This window comes from Streptomyces phaeochromogenes, from assembly GCF_001418655.1.
Taxonomy (GTDB): domain Bacteria; phylum Actinomycetota; class Actinomycetes; order Streptomycetales; family Streptomycetaceae; genus Streptomyces; species Streptomyces phaeochromogenes.
On sequence record NZ_LIQZ01000290.1, the window covers coordinates 1 to 15977 of the forward strand.

Here is a 15977-nt window from a genome sequence, read left to right on the forward strand (position 1 = left end):
GGCGGCGGTGTGGGGTCTGGTTCGTTCCGCCCAGGCCGAGACACCCGGCCACCACCTCCTCATCGACACCGACGACCACCCCGACTCCCAAGCGGCTCTGCCCACCGCAGCGGCCCACGCCCTGGCCACCGGCGAACACCAACTCGCCCTCCGCGCGGGGCAGATCACCGTCCCCCGCCTCACTCACACCCAACCCCAGCCGGAGCCTCAGCCCCAGGCCGGCGACGTACCCACCCCCTGGGACCCACACGGCACCGTCCTCGTCACCGGCGGAACCGGCGGTCTCGGTGCCCTGGTCGCCCGGCACCTCATCACCCGACACGGCATCCACCACCTCCTCCTGATCAGCCGCGGCGGCATGACCGCCCCCGGCGCCACCGACCTCCTCGGTGAACTGTCCGAGCTCGGCGCCCAGGTACGTATAGAGGCATGCGACGTCGCCGACCGTGACGCGCTGGCCGCCCTCCTGGCGGGCATCGATCCCGAGCACCCGCTCAAGGGAGTCGTGCATACGGCCGGAGTCGCGGCCAACGGGATGATCGAGACGCTGACCGAGGAGCAGATCGAGTACGTGCTGAGGCCCAAGGCGGACGGGGCATGGCATCTGCACGAGCTGACCCGGGAGTTGGACCTGACGGCATTCGTGCTGTTCTCCTCGTCCTCCAGCGTGGTGGACGGCCCTGGGCAGGGAAATTACGCGGCGGCCAACCTCTTCCTCTCCGCGCTGGCCGAGCACCGGGTCGCTGAGGGCCTGCCCGCCCAGTCCCTGGCCTGGGGGTTGTGGGGCGACGGACACGGGATGGTTCAGGGGCTGTCCGACCGGGACCGGGAACGGATCCGGCGATGGGGCATGCGGGAGATGTCGGCCGTCGACGGTCTGGCCCTGCTGGATCTCGCCACCCGTGTCCCGCTGCCCGTGCTGCTCCTGGCCCAGTTGGATCCGGTGGCGATCGGTGACAGGGCCGAAGGTGTGCCGACGGTGCTGCGGGCCATCGCACGGCCGACGGTACGGCGGGCCGTGGCCGGTGGAGCGTTCGCGCAGGCCGGACCGGCGTTGGCGGAACGGCTGGCCGGGCTGGCTCGGGCCGACGGCGAGCGGGCCGTACTCGATCTGGTGCGTACCCATGTGGCCGCCGTGCTCGGCTACGGCTCGGCGGAGGCCATCGCGCCGGACCGGGCCTTCCAGGAGATGGGCTTCGACTCCCTGGGCGCGGTCGAACTCCGCAACCGGCTCAAGGCGGCCACGGGCGTCCCGGTCCGGTCCACCGCCGTCTTCGACTTCCCCACCCCGTACGCCCTCGCCGAGTCCCTGCACGCCGAGCTCGCCCCCGAAGGAGGGGACGACGGTTCGGCGGCCCGGGACGAGGAGCGTGTCCGCAGGGCACTGCAGGCCATTCCGCTCCGGCGGTTGAGGGACGCCGGTCTGATGGCAGGGCTGCTCGAACTCGCCGGTCTTGGCGGGGAAGAGGCCCGGGGACCCGGCGAGGACGGTCCGGAGCGGGCCGAAGTGCCGGACATCGACGCGATGGACGCCGACAGCCTCATCAGCATGGCGCTGGGTGGCTCCGACAGCAGCTCGGACAGCAGCTCCGACAGCAGTGACTCCACCCAGGAGGTATGACGTCGTGACGGCCGACGAACAGAAACTTCTCGCGGCGCTCCGCTCCTCGGTGAAGGAGACGGAACGGCTGCGGGAGCAGGTCAGGAAGTTGTCCTCGGACTCGGTCGAACCGATCGCGATCGTGGGCATCGGCTGCCGCTATCCGGGCGGGGTGCGGGGGCCGGACGAACTCTGGCGGCTGGTTGCCGAAGGGGCCGACGGCATCTCGGAGTTCCCGCACGACCGCGGCTGGGACGTCGAGCGCCTCTACGACCCGCAGTTGTCCCGACCCGGGACCAGCTATGTCCGCGAGGGCGGATTCCTTTACGGGGCGGGGGAGTTCGACCCGGACTTCTTCGGTATCAGCCCGCGCGAGGCACAGGGGATGGACCCGCAGCAGCGGCTGCTGCTGGAGACCTGCTGGGAGGCGTTGGAACATGCCGGTATCCCGCCGGGCACGCTGAGGCGCAGCCCGACCGGCGTCTTCGCCGGGATGATGTACCACGACTATCCGACCGGGGCGACCGCGGGCAGCATCGTCTCGGGACGTGTCTCCTACACCTTCGGCCTGGAGGGGCCGTCCGTCACCGTGGACACGGCCTGCTCCTCCTCGCTGGTGAGTCTGCACCTGGCGTGCCAGGCCCTGCGGCAGAAGGAGTGCACGCTGGCTCTCGCCGGTGGCGTGGCGGTGATGTCCACGCCGGACATGTTCGTGGAGTTCAGCCGCCAGGGTGCGCTGTCACCGGACGGCCGGTGCCGGTCGTTCGCCGCGGATGCCGACGGCACCGGCTGGTCCGAGGGCGTCGGCATGCTCGTACTGGAGCGGCTGTCGGACGCCCGGCGCAACGGCCACCGGACACTGGCCGTCATGCGGGGCTCGGCGGTCAACCAGGACGGCGCCTCCAACGGTCTGACCGCCCCCAACGGCCCCTCGCAGGAACGGGTGATCCGTCAGGCCCTGGCGAACGCCCGGGTCTCCGCCGACCAGGTGGACGCGGTGGAGGCGCACGGCACCGGCACCACCCTCGGCGACCCGATCGAGGCCCAGGCGCTGCTGGCCACGTACGGGCAACAGCGGCCCGAGGGACGGCCGTTGTGGCTGGGCTCGCTCAAGTCCAACATCGGTCACACCCAGGCGGCTGCCGGGGTGGCCGGAGTGATCAAGATGGTCATGGCGATGCGGCACGGCGTGCTGCCGAGGACCCTGAACGTCACCGAGCGCTCCTCGCACGTGGACTGGTCGGCCGGGTCGGTGGACCTGCTCACCGAGGCGCGCGAGTGGCGGCGCGACGGCCACCCGCGCCGGGCCGGCGTCTCGTCCTTCGGCATCAGCGGCACCAACGCCCACGTCATCCTGGAAGAGGCACCCGTTCCCAGGCCCGGGCCCGGGAACGCGGGGGGCACCGAGCCGACTCAGCGGCCGGGAGACACCGAGCCGGCTCGGCGGCCGGGGGACACCGAACAGAATCCGCAGCCGGGGGACAGCGAACAGGATCAGCAGCCGGGGGACACCCTTCCGGTCGTCCCCTGGGTGTTGTCCGCCCGTGGCGAGCAGGCCCTGCGGGAGCAGGCCTCCCGGCTCGCCGCGCACGTCACCGAGCACGAGCTCGACCCGGCAGACGTGGGGTACTCCCTCGCCACCACCCGTGCGCTGCACGACCATCGGGCCGTGGTCGTCGGCGAGGACAGCGCCGAACTGCTCCGCGGACTGGCGGCGGTCGCCGACGGCGCACAGGCCGGACACGTGATCACGGGCGTGGCCGGCCGCGCCGGCAGGCGGGTGTTCGTGTTCCCCGGCCAGGGATCGCAGTGGGTCGGGATGGGCCAGGAACTGGCCGCCGCGTCCCCGGTGTTCGCGGAGAAGCTCGCCGAGTGCGGGCGGGCGCTGGAGCCGTGGGTCGACTGGTCGCTGGAGGAAGTGCTCGGTGATCCGGTGGCGTTGGAGCGGGTGGACGTCATCCAGCCGGTCCTGTGGGCGGTGATGGTGTCCCTGGCCGGGCTGTGGCGCTCCTACGGCGTCGAGCCGGACGCCGTTGTCGGCCACTCCCAGGGCGAGATCGCCGCCGCCTGTGTGGCCGGGGCGCTGTCGCTGGAGGACGGGGCCCGGGTGGTGGCGCTGCGCAGCCAGGCCATTCCCCGGCTGTCCGGCCAGGGCGGCATGGTGTCGGTGGCCGCCTCCGCCGCCGAGGTGGAGCGGCTGCTGGCCAAGTGGGAGGACCGGGTGGGGATCGCGGCGGTGAACGGCCCTGCCTCCACGGTGGTCTCCGGCGACCCGGACGCCCTCGCCGAGTTCATGGTGCTGTGCCGCGACCAGGACGTGCGGTCGCGGCGCATCGCGGTCGACTACGCCTCGCACGGCCCTCAGGTCGAAGCCCTGCGTGAGACCCTCCTCGAATGCCTGGCGGGCATTGCGCCCAAGCAGGGTGACGTGCCGTTCCACTCCACCGTCACCGGCGGACCGATGGCGGACACCACGGGCCTGGACGCCGGGTACTGGTACACCAACCTGCGGCAGCCCGTGCGGTTCGAGCCCGTGGTCCGCGGGCTGCTGGAGCAGGGCCACGGTGTGTTCGTCGAGATCAGCCCCCATCCGGTGCTCACGGTCGGGCTCCAGGAGACCCTCGACGACGTCGACGAGACGGGCGCGGCTGCGGTGGCGATCTCGTCCCTGCAGCGGGACAAGGGCGGGCTGGACCACTTCCTGCTCTCGCTCGGCCAGGCGTGCGTGCACGGTGTCACCCCGGACTGGCAGGCGTCCTTCCCCGGTACCGCGCGCGTCGTCGAGCTGCCGACCTATCCTTTCCAGCGTCGGCGCTACTGGCTGGACACCCCGGTCTCGTTCGGCGCCGATCCCGCCCGCCTCGGCCAACTCCCCGTCGGACACCCGCTGCTCGGCGCGGCCGTCACCCTTCCCGGCAGCGGCAGCCTGGTCCTCACCGGCCGGCTCTCCCTCGACAGCCACCCCTGGCTCGCCGACCACCGGCTGCACGACATCGTGCTGTTCCCCGCGACCGGATTCCTGGAACTGGCGATGTGCGCGGCGGACAGGGCCGACTGCGGCGTGGTCGAGGAACTGACCCTGCGCGCGCCGCTGGTCGTACCCGAACGCGGTGGCATCGCGGTGCAGGTGACAGTGGACGCACCCGACGGCGAGGGGCGCCGCGAGGTACGGGTCCACTCGCGGACCGAGACCCCGGCGGACGAGGACGGTACGACCTGGACCCTGCACGCCGAAGGAACGCTGGGCCTGGATGCGGGTCCGGAGGCCCGCCTGGATGCAGGCTCGGATTCAGGACCAGCGGGCGCTACGGGGCTGGAGACCTGGCCGCCCGAAGGGGCCGACCCGCTGCCTCTCGGCGACTTCTACGGTGAACTCCGCGCGGGCGGGCTGGAGTACGGTCCGGTCTTTCAGGGACTCCGGGCGGCATGGCGCCACGCCGACGCCATGTTCGGCGAGGTCGCGCTGCCCGAGGAGTCGGTCGCCGAGGCCGCGGAGTTCGGCATCCACCCCGCCCTGCTCGACGCGGCCCTGCAGATCAGCCTGCTGGACGCCGGGGACGGACAAGCCGGGGAACCAGCCGTGCCCTTCGCCTGGAGCGGGGTCCGGTTGCACGCCACCGGAGCCACGATGCTGCGGGTGAAGGTCACGGCGGCCCGCTCGGGTCTGCGGCTGACCGCGGCCGACGCCACCGGTGCCCCGGTGGCCACGGTCGAGTCGCTGGCCGCCCGCCCGGTCACCGCCGAGCAGATCAGAGCCCTCGGGGCGCAGGGCAGTCGGCCGCTGCTCCAGGTGGCGTGGCTGCCGATGGCCGACGCGTCCACGGCCGCCACCGCCACCGCCACCGCCACCGCCGAGGGTGAGGAGCCGGTCGTGCACCGGGTCGTCGCCGAGGGGACCGACGTGCCCGCCCGGGTCCGGTCGGCGGTGTTCGGCGTACTCGACGAGCTGCGCTCCCGGGTCGGGGACGACCCACCCCAGAGCTCGCCCTTGGTGGTCGTGACGTGCGGCGCGGTCTCGGTGGCGGGTGAGGAGATCACCGACTTGGCGGGCTCGGCGGTGTGGGGCCTGGTGCGGTCGGCGCAGGCGGAACTGCCCGGCCGCTACCTGCTGGCGGACCTGGACGACAACGCGGAGTCCGAGGCCGCTCTCTCCTCCGCTGTCGCCCAGGCCGTCGCCTCCGGCGAAACCCAACTGGCCGTGCGAGCAGGCCGGATCAGCGTGCCGCGCCTGACGCGGGCGAACACCGCGCCGGACGGGGAGACGCCCTGGAACGCCGACGGAACGGTACTCATCATCGGAGCGGCTGGACCCCCCGGAGGCCCAGGTGCCCTACTGGCCCGGCACCTGGTGACGGAGCACGGCGTACGTCACCTGATGCTGGCCGGGCACGATGGCAGGACGGCCGGAGAAGTCGTCGAACCGGCCGCGGAGTTGGCCGATCTGGGTGCCGAGGTCCGGGTCGAGGAGTGCGACCTCGCCGACCGGGAGTCGGTCGCCGCGCTGCTGGCCACCGTCGGCGACGACCACCCACTGAACGGGGTCGTCCACGCCGTGGGCGGCGCGGAGAGCGACCTGATCGGCGCGTTGACCGCCGATCAGATAGAGGACGCGCTGCGGACCCACGTGGACACGGCCTGGCACCTGCACGAGCTGACTCGTGAGCTGCCGCTGACCGCCTTCGTACTGTTCTCCAGTTCGGCCGCCGTGGTGGACGGGCCCGGCCGGGGCAGCGCGGCGGCGGCCGGTCTCTTCCTCTCCGCGTTGGCCGAGCACCGGACCGCCGAGGGCCTGCCCGCCCAGTGCCTGGTATGGGGGGAGTGGGACGAGAACAACGCGGTGGCGGACACGGCGGGTGACGGCCGACAGGGAACACGAACGCGGGTACTGACCGGCGCCGAGGGGCCGGCCCTGCTGGACGCGGCCACCCGCACCGCCCTGCCGGTCGTGGTGGCGGCGCACTGGGATCCGGTAGCCGTCGGCAGCTGGTCGGAGGGCGTGCCTTCCATGCTGCGGGCGCCGGCCCGGCCACCGGCGCGGCGAACGGCAGCCGTCGGCGGGCCGATGAGCGACGGCCCAGGGCGGGCCGACCAGTTGTCCGCGCTTCCCGAGGACGAACGTCGGCAGCGCGTCCTGGAACTCGTCCGCGCCCATGCCGCCGCCATCCTGGGACACCCGGGGCCGGAGGCCGTGGACCCCGACCGGGCCTTCCTGGAGATGGGGTTCGACTCCGTGGCGGCGCTCGGGCTGCGCAACCGCCTCAAGCCGGACATCGGTCTCACCATCGCGGCCACCGCCGTCTTCGAACACCCCAGCCCACGGGCGCTCACCACCCGGCTGCTGGCCGAACTGGTCAGCCGCTCGACCGTCACGGCCACCGACGGGACACCCGGCGAGTCGTCGCTCGACTCGCCGGCCGCGATGTTCCGGCAGGCTTTCCGGAGCGGGCGGTTGGACCAGGGAGTCGCGCTGCTGCAGGCGGTGGCCGCGCTACGGCCGACCCACACCTCGCCGGTCGAGCCGGAGACTCTGCCACCGCTGGTGAAGCTGGCGGAAGGCCCGCGGAAGCCCGGCCTGTTCTGCTTCCCCTCCCCAGGAGTCGGGGGCGCCCACCAGTTCGCGCGGCTGGCCGCGAACCTGAACGGGATCCTGGACGTGACGGCGGTGCCGTTGCCGGGATACGCCGAGACGGAGAGCCTGCCCGCATCGTTCGCCACCGTGGTCGAGGGCTGCGCGGCACAGATCCGACTGGCCGCTGCCGGCGAGCCCTTCGCCCTGGCCGGCTACTCGGCGGGCGGCCTCTTCGCCCACGCCGTGGCCCGCCGCCTGGAGGACAGCGGGACCGGGCCGTCGGCGGTCGTGCTGCTCGACACCTACCACCCGGACACCGAGGGCATGGCCGACCTGCGCAACCAGATGCTCGCGGGCGTCTTCGAACGGGAGGCGGTCTTCGGCCCGTTCAGCAGCGCCCGCCTGTCGGCGCTGATGTGGTACGGCGGACTGATGGAAGGACACCAGGTCGAGGACATCGCGGCCCCTGTGCTGTTCGTCCGGCCCAGGGAATGGGCCGGGCACGCGGAGACGGCGGCCACCGCGGACTGGCGCGCCTCCTGGGACACCGCCCACACCGTCTCCGAGGTCGACGGCAGCCACCTCACCCTGATTGAGGAACAGGCCCCGCAGGCCGCCGAGGCCATCACCGCCTGGCTGGCATCCCTTCACTGACCGGCCAGGAGGCCATGCGACCGGGTATCCGGATATCGGGACATGTGACCGGCCGCTCAGCGGACGCGGCCCTCGAAGCACTCCCCCTTGCCGTCCGACTTGCCGTGCGACTCGCCGCCCGGCGCCGGACGGAAGCAGGCCCGTACGACAGTGCCGGAGCGGGTGGTGGTCATCGGGGTGTAGACGTACGCCTCCGCGTCGGCCTCGTTCTCGACCGCGGCGGAACGTGGGCGGCCGTCGGCGCTCACCTCCAGCCGGTCGCCGATCCGCGTTCCCCACATCCGGGCCCAACTGGTCCCGCACGTCCGGCTGTCGCGCAGTTCCAGCATCGCTCCCGAGGCGGTGCGGTACGAGGCGAGGGTCTGCGGCCCGACCCCGCACTTCATGTCCATCGGGTTCCGGCCCTCGCAGGCAGCTCCCCGGCAACGGGGCCCGGTGGCGGACGCGGACGGGGAAGCGGAGGAGGACGAGCGTGGCGCGTCCTGGCCCAGGACGAGGAAGAGAGTGATCGCCACACCGCCGACGACCACGGCACACACCGAGGCGAGCACCGCCACGGCCGCGCCCCTGTTCCCGGCGCGCGTGTCATCCCACGAAGCCGGAGCGGACCCCTCGGGCGCGACCGGTTCGGGAACTGTCGACGGCGCCTCCGCGGCTGCATCCCTACGCTGTGCCGATTCCGTATGCCGTGCCGATGCCGATGCCGATGCCGATGCCGATGCCGATGCCGGTGCCGGTGCCGGTGCCGCGCGCCCGCTCCACTCCGACTCCGCGATCTCCCACAGCGCCAGGCACCGCCCCTCCGGCTCGGAGGCGAGCCGGCACAGTTCCCGCACCGCGTCGCGCGGCGGCACGCTCTTGCCGTTGAGATAACGCTCCCAGGACGACTTGCTGAACGCGGTCCGTTCCGCCAGGCCCACCATGCTCAGGCCCGTACGCGCCCGCAGGTCCCGCAGCGAGGCCGCCAGTCGTGCACGTTCCGGCGACGGCGTCGTGCGTGTCATCGCCGTAGCGCTCCCCAGGTGTGCCGGCCGATGATGCCGTCCACGACGAGGCCCGCCCGCTTCTGCAACTGCTCGACCGCGCTCTTGGTGTGCGGACCGAAGATCCCGTCCACGACCCCCGGGGCGAAGCCCGCCCTGCGCAGCAGACACTGCGCCTCGGCCACCTCCGGACCTGCGAGGCCCTCCGCCAGGACGGCGTCCCGGGTACGGCTGTTGCCCGCGTACCAGCGGCCGTCGATCCGCTCCACCTCGCAGGCGTACGTACGTGGCCCCGACGGTGACGGCGAAGGCGACAGGGACGACGTGGCCGAGCCGAGAGGTGTTGCCGACGCCCTGCTGTCGCCGTCCGAGAGCCGTACGGCCAGCAGGACCGCCGAGGAGACGGCCAGCACCAGCGCCACGGCCCCCGCCACCAGCGCGACACGCAGCGAACGCCCGTGCCGTGTCTCCTCGTCGGGGGCGGCCAGGTTGTACGGCCCGGTGTCATCGGCTCCGGCTGCCTGAAGCGCCCCGACAACTTCAACCGTGTGAGCCGCACCGGCCGCGTCAGCCGTATCAGCCGTGCCAGTTGCTTCGGTTGCTTCACTTGCTTCCGGCGCATTCGGCGCATTCGGCGCGTCCGGTCCTTCCGGCGCCGACGTGCCCGTGCGTCCCTCTCCCCAGGCCTCGGCGGCGACCTCGTGCAGCGCGAGCAGCCGGGTCGGATCGTCACCGCCGATCCGGGCCATCGCCTCGACGGCCTCCCGGGGCGGCAGCGAACGCCCGCCCAGGTACCGCTCCCACGAAGACGCGCTGTACCCGGTCTTCGCCGCCAGCTGTCGCAGGCTCAGGCCGCTGTGGTCCTTGAGCCGGCGTAGACGCACCACCAACTGCCGTACACGCGGATCCAGTTCTCCGGGCAGCGCTTTCCAACGCGACATGTTCCCCCCCACTCGCGTTCGCGGACCGAGGTCAGCGGTCCAATTTTCCCGCGCATTCTGCATCAGCTTTCACGATGTGCCCCATACACCGGTTCCGCCTCCGTACCGAATCGGCCACCGTCCGTCGCGGCGGCCCTGCCGGAACCGTCCCGCGGGATCGTCCTGGCGAATGATGTCCTCGCAGGCCAGAGCGTGGGACGTCCCGCGATGACGTCACTTTCCCGGCGGTCGTGGCGCAGCACACTGCCTGCCACTCAGTCTGATTGCCGAGCCGACCACACGGTCGGCCCCGCCCACAGAGGGCACAGAGGGAACCGAAGCATCGGAGGGGAAAGTATGCGAGCTCTGACGAGGACGATCGTCAGTGTCACCGCCGCCGTCGGGATCGCCGCGGGGGGCCTGGCGGGCTCGGGCGCCGCCTTCGCGGACTCCGCACCGGCCGTGAAGCCGGCGGTGAGCGCACAGGACGTCACCATCCTTGCGACGAACAACCTCGGCCTGAGCACCCAGCAGGCCAAGAACATGCAGTGCTTCCTGAGGAACGCTCCGGCGAGCTACACGGGCGCCATCGACGGACTGCTGGGCACCAACAGCTGGAAGGCGTACCAGCGCTGGCTCAAGGAGTACTGGGGCTACACCGGTGCCATCGACGGCATCGTCGGCCCCAACACGATCAAGGCACTGCAGCGCAAGCTGGCCTTCAACTGGGGCTACACGGGCGCCATCGACGGGATCGCCGGCTCGGGTACCCAGGCCGCGTTCAAGCGGCTCGCCAACGACAACAGCGTCTTCTTCCCCTGCTGACCTCGAAGTCGACGCCGAAGCCGACGCCGAGTCGGACCGTCGCCCTTTGAGGTGAGGCCGCGGTCTGTCCTCTCACGGGGGAGGGGACAGGCCGCTTGCGGGGGCCGATCCAGGCCCCCGCACTCAGCGGTTAGCCTTGGCTATGATCGGTTTCCCTGAACGGCCGGAGCGCGAGATGCCGGAGTCCGCGATGAGCGTCGTCGACTCCTTCCCGCTCGGTGCCGCGACCACGCTCGCCGAACTCGCCCGGGATCCGCATCCGCGACTGGCGCTGCTGCGCGCGCGGGAGCCCGTGTCATGGCTGCCCGAGCTGGACGGCTGGCTGGTGACCCGGCGCGACCTGGCGCTGAGCGTGATGCGGGACGCGGCGACCTTCACCGTCGACGACCCCCGGTTCTCCACCGCGCAGGTCGTCGGGCCGAGCATGCTGTCGCTGGACGGCGACGAGCACACCCGCCACCGCGAGCCCTTCAACCAGCCCTTCCGCCCGCGCGAGGTCCATGACGGCTTCGCCTCGTTCATCGAGCGGGAGACCGAGCGGCTCATCACCGGACTGGAACCGACCGGTGCCGTCGACCTGCGACGCGCCTTCGCCGGCCCGCTCGCGGTCGCCGTCGTGACCGAGGCACTCGGGCTGGTGGGCACCGACGCGGACACAGTGCTCTCCTGGTACGACACCATCGTGCGGTCGGTCTCCGACATCACCGCCGGCCATGAGGCGGCGCCCGCCGGCGCCGCTGCGTACGCGCAACTACGGGCCGCCGTGGAAGCCACTGTCGCGGACCGGGGTACGTCGTCGCTCCTCGTCTCCGCCGCCGGGCGACTGTCGGTGCCCGAAGTGGCCTCCAACGCGGCGGTCCTGATGTTCGGAGGCATCGAGACCACCGAGGGGATGATCACCAACGCGCTGCTGCATCTGCTGCGCCACCCCGACCAACTCGCCCTGGTCCGGGCCGACTTCGGCCTCCTGGGCGGCGCCGTCGAGGAATCGCTGAGACTCGAACCCGGGGCGGCGGTCGTGGACCGCTACGCCACCTGTGACACCGTCCTCGGCCCGGCCACGATACGTAAGGGCGACCTGGTCACCGTCTCCCTGACGGGCGCCAACCGCGACCCGGCCGTCTTCCCCGACCCCGACCGCTTCGACGTCCGCCGCGAGAACGCACGCCTCCAACTGGCCTTCGCCCACGGCCCGCACTACTGCCTCGCCGCACACCTGGCCCGCCTGGAGACCCGGATCGCGCTCCAGCAACTGCTCGAACGCCTCCCCGCCCTGCGCCTCGACCCGGAGCACCCCACCGCTCCGTACGGTCTGGTCTTCCGCAAGCCGCTCACCTTGCATGTGCTGTGGGACAGCGCTGCCTGAGGCTGTCCCCGGCCGTCATCGACTCATCGACAGGAGTCCGTGAAGGCGCGGGCCCGTCGGGTGATCTCCGGCCAGTCCCCGGCGGCCACCAGGGAGGGCGGTACGACGTTCGAACCGGCGCACACCGCACGCGCCCCGGCGGCGAGGAAAGCAGCCGCGTTGTCCTCGTCGACGCCTCCCGAGGCGACCAGTGGTACGTCCGGGAACGGGCCGGCCAGATCCCGTAGGTAGCCGGGGCCGAAGGCGCGCGCGGGGAAGATCTTCACCGCGTCGGCGCCGAGGTCGAGCGCCAGCCCGACCTCCGTCGGGGAGAGGGCGCCGAGCACGACAGGCACTCCGGCCGCCGACGCCGCCTTGGCCACCTCCGGGCGGCAGCCGGGCGTGACGAGGTACCGGGCCCCCGCGTCGATCAGTTCCTCGGCCTGTTCGCCGGTCATCACCGTGCCGGCTCCGATGCCGTCCCCGTCGTCGGCCACCGCCCGCCGCAGGTGCGCGGCGAGTCCGGATGTGGTGCGGGTGAACTCGATCCAGCGGATGCCCCCGGCACGCAGGGCCGCGCACAACGCCGCCGCGTCGGGTATCTCCGGTGCTCGGACGACGGCGATCACGCGGTCCTTCGACAGCTGGGAGAGGAAGTCGGCGGTCATGGGCGGAAGTTCTCCTTCGTTGGGGCCGATGCGTTGGGGCCCGATGGGGTGAGGCCTGGCTCGGTGGGGCCCGGCTCGGGCTGTTGCACGGCGTTTTCCTCAGCGTGGCGCCGGGGCGGCCCACGCGTCGTCGTCCAGAGCGAGACACCGGTCGGTCTCCGTGCGCGTCGGAATGACGGGAACGTCGTCCCGGGTCCGCAGCGCGGCGGCGGCAGCCAGATGGCCGAGGCGCAGCCGTGACCGTTCGTCGCGGTCCTCCAGGACTCCGGCGAGGTAGCCGGCCGCGAACGCGTCGCCCGCGCCGACCGGTTCGACGACCTTGGTGGGCAGCGAGGGCACGAACGTCCGTACCCCGTCGGCGTACGAGGTCGCTCCGTGCTCGGCGTCCTTGACGACCACGACGGGCGCGGGAGCGAGCAGGGCGGCGATGTCGTCAGGACGGGCGGTGCCCCACAGCTCCTCGGCCTCGTCCCGTCCCACGAACACGATGTCCGCGGCGCGGGCGAGCGCCAGCAGGCTCAGCGCGGCGTCCGCACCGCGGTCGCGCCAGAGCGCGGGACGGTGGTTCACGTCGAAGGAGACGACCGGACCATGCCAGGCGCGGCCCTCCCTGCCGAGGAGCAGCGCCTCCAGCAGGCGGGCACAGCTGTCGGAGACGGCCGCGGCCACGCCCGACAGGTGCACGATGCGGGCCCGTCGGAGTACGGGCCGCCGGGCCAGCTCCGGCCCCATCCGGGACGCGGCCGATCCGCCGCGGTAGTAGTGCGTACGGGTGCGGTCCGGACCCGGGTCCTTGAAGTAGACGCCGGTCGGCCGCTCCGGATCGGTCTCCACGGCGCTCACGTCCACGCCCCGCGCGGTGAGTTCGGCCAGGATGCGACGGGCGAACGGATCGTCACCGAGTCGGCTCAGCCAGGCGGCGCGGTGCCCCAGACCGGCCAGTCCGCAGGCGACGTTGGACTCGGCACCGCCGATGGCCATGCTGAGCACGGGCTGTTCGGCGAACGGGCGGGCGTCCGGCGGGCTGAGCACGGCCATCGTCTCGCCGACGCACACGACGTCGGCCACCGGCTCCTGGCTGTCGGCGGCGGGGGGAGGGGACGGCAGGTGCACGGGATTCTCCTGGCGGACGGTGCGGGAGTGCGGACTCGATGGCGGGGCGGGCGGGGATGCCGGGGTGGCGAGGTGCGAAGGAACGGCCCGAGGGCGCCCGGTGCGACAGGCGGGCCCATGCAGGCAGGCTCATGCGGGCAGTCCCATGCAGGCAGTGCCCTGCACAAGGACCCGCCGTGCGTCACAACACGGTGGCTGCGGAAGCGGCGGCGGCCTCGGGGGTGCCGGGCATATCGGTCGCGAGGCGCAGCATCACCTTGCTGCTCCCGCTCCCCGGGTCCGCGGCGACGGCTAGCGCCTCCTCGGCCCGTTCCAGTGGGAAGCGGTGGGTGATCAGCGGGGTCACGTCCAGGCCGTCCCGGAGCGCGAGCAGCGCCTCGTCGATCTCCTCGACGAACCGGTACGAGCCGATCCAGGTGATCTCGCGGGTCACCAGGTCGCCGAGCGCGGCGGCCACCGCCGTACCGGGCAGGTTGCCCACCTGGACGAGCGTGCCTCCCCGGGCCGTGGCCCGCAGCACGGGACCGAGCGCGGCCGGGGCGCCGGACGCCTCGAAGACCACGTCCACGTCCTCGGGCAGCCTCTCGCCGGCGGAGAGGTCGCGCGTCTCGTCGGCGCCCATGGCGCGGGCGACGGCGAGGGAGGACGACGCCAGATCGGCGGCGACGACCCGGCCTGCTCCGCGGTACCGCGCGGCGGCGACGACCAGGGAGCCGATCGGTCCACAGCCGTTGACCAGGACCGTACGGCCGCGCAGTTCGGGGGCCCGGCCGACGGCGTGCAGGGCGACGGCCAACGGCTCGGCGAGGGCGCCCTGTTCGGTGCCGACGCCGTCCGGCAGCGGCCGGATCTGGGTCGCGGGAACCGCCCGGTACTCGCTGAACCCGCCGTCGGTGTGTGGGTCGAAGGCCGCCGAGCCGAAGTAGCGGATGCGCGGGTAGAGGTTGGTCCGTCCGGCGATCCGCTCGGGCAGGACGCCGTCGCCGACCAGTTGGGCCGGGTGCACGGTGACCGGCTGCCCTTCCCGGAGACCGGTGACTCCGTTGCCGAGCGCGGCGACCCGGCCCGCGAACTCGTGCCCGAGCACCAGCGGGTGCGTGAGTGCGGCGGTGCCGGACGCGCCCTTCTTCCAGTACGCGATGTCGGATCCGCATATCCCGCCCCACTCCAGGGCCAGCAGGACCTCACCCGCGCCCGGTACCGGCCGGGCCCGTTCGTCGACGCGTACGTCACCGGGACCGTGCACCACAACCGCCCTCATACGGCGTCCTCCAGTCGGACCAGATCGCGTCCGCGTGTCTCGGGCGCGAGGAACGCGCTGACGAAGGTGATGAGCGAGTAGACGACGAGCATCGCCGCGATGGGCCACCAACTGCCGGTGACGGCCGTGAGCGTGGCCGCGAGGACCGGCCCTATCGCCGTGGCGAGGATGCCGCCGATCTCCTTGGCGAGCGCGAGCTGGGTGAACCGGGTGCGGGAGCCGAAGAGTTCGGCCATCGTGACGCTTTCGAGCGAGAACAGACCGAGGACGCCGACGTTCAGGCCGAGGACCATGCCGAGCATGATGCCCGGGGTCGACCCGGATGTGATGAGGAGCATCACCGGGAAGGCGAGGGCCACGGTCAGCAGCGACAGCGCGAGGTAGACCGGGCGGCGTCCGAAGCGGTCGCCGAGCAGACCGATCACCGGCACGGTGGCGAAGCCCGCCAGTGAGCCGTACACGATCGCGTCCGTCGGTACGGACCGGCCGACCGCCAGGTTGGTGGCGATGTAGCCGACGAGGAACGTCTGCATCAGCCCGGAGTTGCCCGCCTGTCCGAAGCGCAGCCCCAGCGCGAGGAAGAACGCCTTGCCCTTGCGCTGACGGATCCCCGCCGCCAGGACGTTGCCCTTGTGCTCGTCTGCGGTGGCGATCACGGACTCGACCTCGTCACGGGCCAGCGCCACACCGTCCACCACGTCGGGGCGCTCCTCGAAGACCGGGCTCTCCTTGAGACTGCGGCGGATCCAGACCGCGAAGATCATCAGCCCGAAGCTCAGCAGGAAGGGCAACCGCCAGCCCCAGGACAGCAGTTGGTCCTCGCTGAGCACGGCGAGCAGGATGGCCCACAGGCCCGACGCGGCGAGCGTCCCGGAGTTCGTGCCGAGCGACACCAGCGAGGAGATCAGGCCGCGCTTCTTCACGGGCGCGTACTCGGCGAGCATCACGGTCGCACCGGCGATCTCGGCACCCGCGCCGAAGCCCTGCACCAGGCGCAGCACGACGAGCAGGATCGGCGCGAGGATGCCGATGGTGGCGT

The 15977-nt window shown here is 72.4% G+C and carries 9 protein-coding genes and 1 pseudogene; 4 read left to right on the top strand and 6 right to left on the bottom strand.

The annotated features are described in order from the left end of the window. Positions 1-1621: type I polyketide synthase (locus AOK17_RS50945; RefSeq protein ID WP_157881441.1), on the top strand; the 1621-nt coding region annotated here is incomplete at its 5' end. A 10-nt stretch (positions 1622-1631) separates the two neighbouring features. Next, positions 1632-7823 (top strand): annotated as a pseudogene (locus AOK17_RS33125) (type I polyketide synthase); the annotation flags it as partial. A 56-nt stretch (positions 7824-7879) separates the two neighbouring features. On the opposite strand, the gene AOK17_RS33130 reads toward AOK17_RS33125, so the two are convergent. Continuing rightward, on the bottom strand, positions 7880-8827 hold the full coding sequence (locus AOK17_RS33130) for a helix-turn-helix domain-containing protein (RefSeq protein ID WP_055616277.1): 948 nt from the start codon (positions 8825-8827) through the stop codon (positions 7880-7882). Continuing rightward, on the bottom strand, positions 8824-9747 hold the full coding sequence (locus tag AOK17_RS33135; protein WP_055616278.1) for a peptidoglycan-binding protein: 924 nt from the start codon (positions 9745-9747) through the stop codon (positions 8824-8826). The genes AOK17_RS33130 and AOK17_RS33135 overlap by 4 nt, the downstream gene beginning before the upstream one ends. A 336-nt stretch (positions 9748-10083) precedes the next feature. Between AOK17_RS33135 and AOK17_RS33140 the strand changes: the two genes are divergently transcribed. Both AOK17_RS33140 and AOK17_RS33145 read left to right on the top strand, forming a co-directional pair. Beyond that, on the top strand, positions 10084-10551 hold the full coding sequence (locus AOK17_RS33140; protein ID WP_055616279.1) for a peptidoglycan-binding domain-containing protein: 468 nt from the start codon (positions 10084-10086) through the stop codon (positions 10549-10551). Between the two features lie 190 nt (positions 10552-10741). Beyond that, on the top strand, positions 10742-11917 hold the full coding sequence (locus tag AOK17_RS33145; protein WP_055616283.1) for a cytochrome P450: 1176 nt from the start codon (positions 10742-10744) through the stop codon (positions 11915-11917). 23 nt (positions 11918-11940) lie between these two features. Here the strand turns inward: AOK17_RS33145 and AOK17_RS33150 are convergent, their stop codons facing one another. From AOK17_RS33150 to AOK17_RS33165, 4 genes are all read right to left on the bottom strand, one after another. Further along, a complete protein-coding gene (locus tag AOK17_RS33150; RefSeq protein ID WP_055616280.1) occupies positions 11941-12564 on the bottom strand; it encodes a bifunctional 4-hydroxy-2-oxoglutarate aldolase/2-dehydro-3-deoxy-phosphogluconate aldolase in 624 nt (207 codons plus the stop codon). A gap of 99 nt (positions 12565-12663) precedes the next feature. Continuing rightward, positions 12664-13677, bottom strand: a complete 1014-nt coding sequence (locus AOK17_RS33155; RefSeq protein WP_245697529.1) for a sugar kinase — start codon at positions 13675-13677, stop codon at positions 12664-12666. Positions 13678-13858: 181 nt separating this feature from the next. Beyond that, positions 13859-14938 (bottom strand): L-idonate 5-dehydrogenase, encoded by a 1080-nt coding sequence (locus AOK17_RS33160; protein WP_055616281.1) that lies wholly within the window; start codon positions 14936-14938, stop codon positions 13859-13861. Next, positions 14935-15977 (bottom strand): MFS transporter (locus tag AOK17_RS33165; protein WP_055616282.1); only part of this gene is annotated, 1043 nt, incomplete at its 5' end. The genes AOK17_RS33160 and AOK17_RS33165, both read right to left, overlap by 4 nt.

Coding starts and splice junctions, on each gene's coding strand:
- AOK17_RS33130 (WP_055616277.1), bottom strand. CDS start 8,827: ATGACACGCACGACGCCGTCGCCGGAACGTGCACGACTGGCGGCCTCG.
- AOK17_RS33135 (WP_055616278.1), bottom strand. CDS start 9,747: ATGTCGCGTTGGAAAGCGCTGCCCGGAGAACTGGATCCGCGTGTACGG.
- AOK17_RS33140 (WP_055616279.1), top strand. CDS start 10,084: ATGCGAGCTCTGACGAGGACGATCGTCAGTGTCACCGCCGCCGTCGGG.
- AOK17_RS33145 (WP_055616283.1), top strand. CDS start 10,742: ATGAGCGTCGTCGACTCCTTCCCGCTCGGTGCCGCGACCACGCTCGCC.
- AOK17_RS33150 (WP_055616280.1), bottom strand. CDS start 12,564: ATGACCGCCGACTTCCTCTCCCAGCTGTCGAAGGACCGCGTGATCGCC.
- AOK17_RS33160 (WP_055616281.1), bottom strand. CDS start 14,938: ATGAGGGCGGTTGTGGTGCACGGTCCCGGTGACGTACGCGTCGACGAA.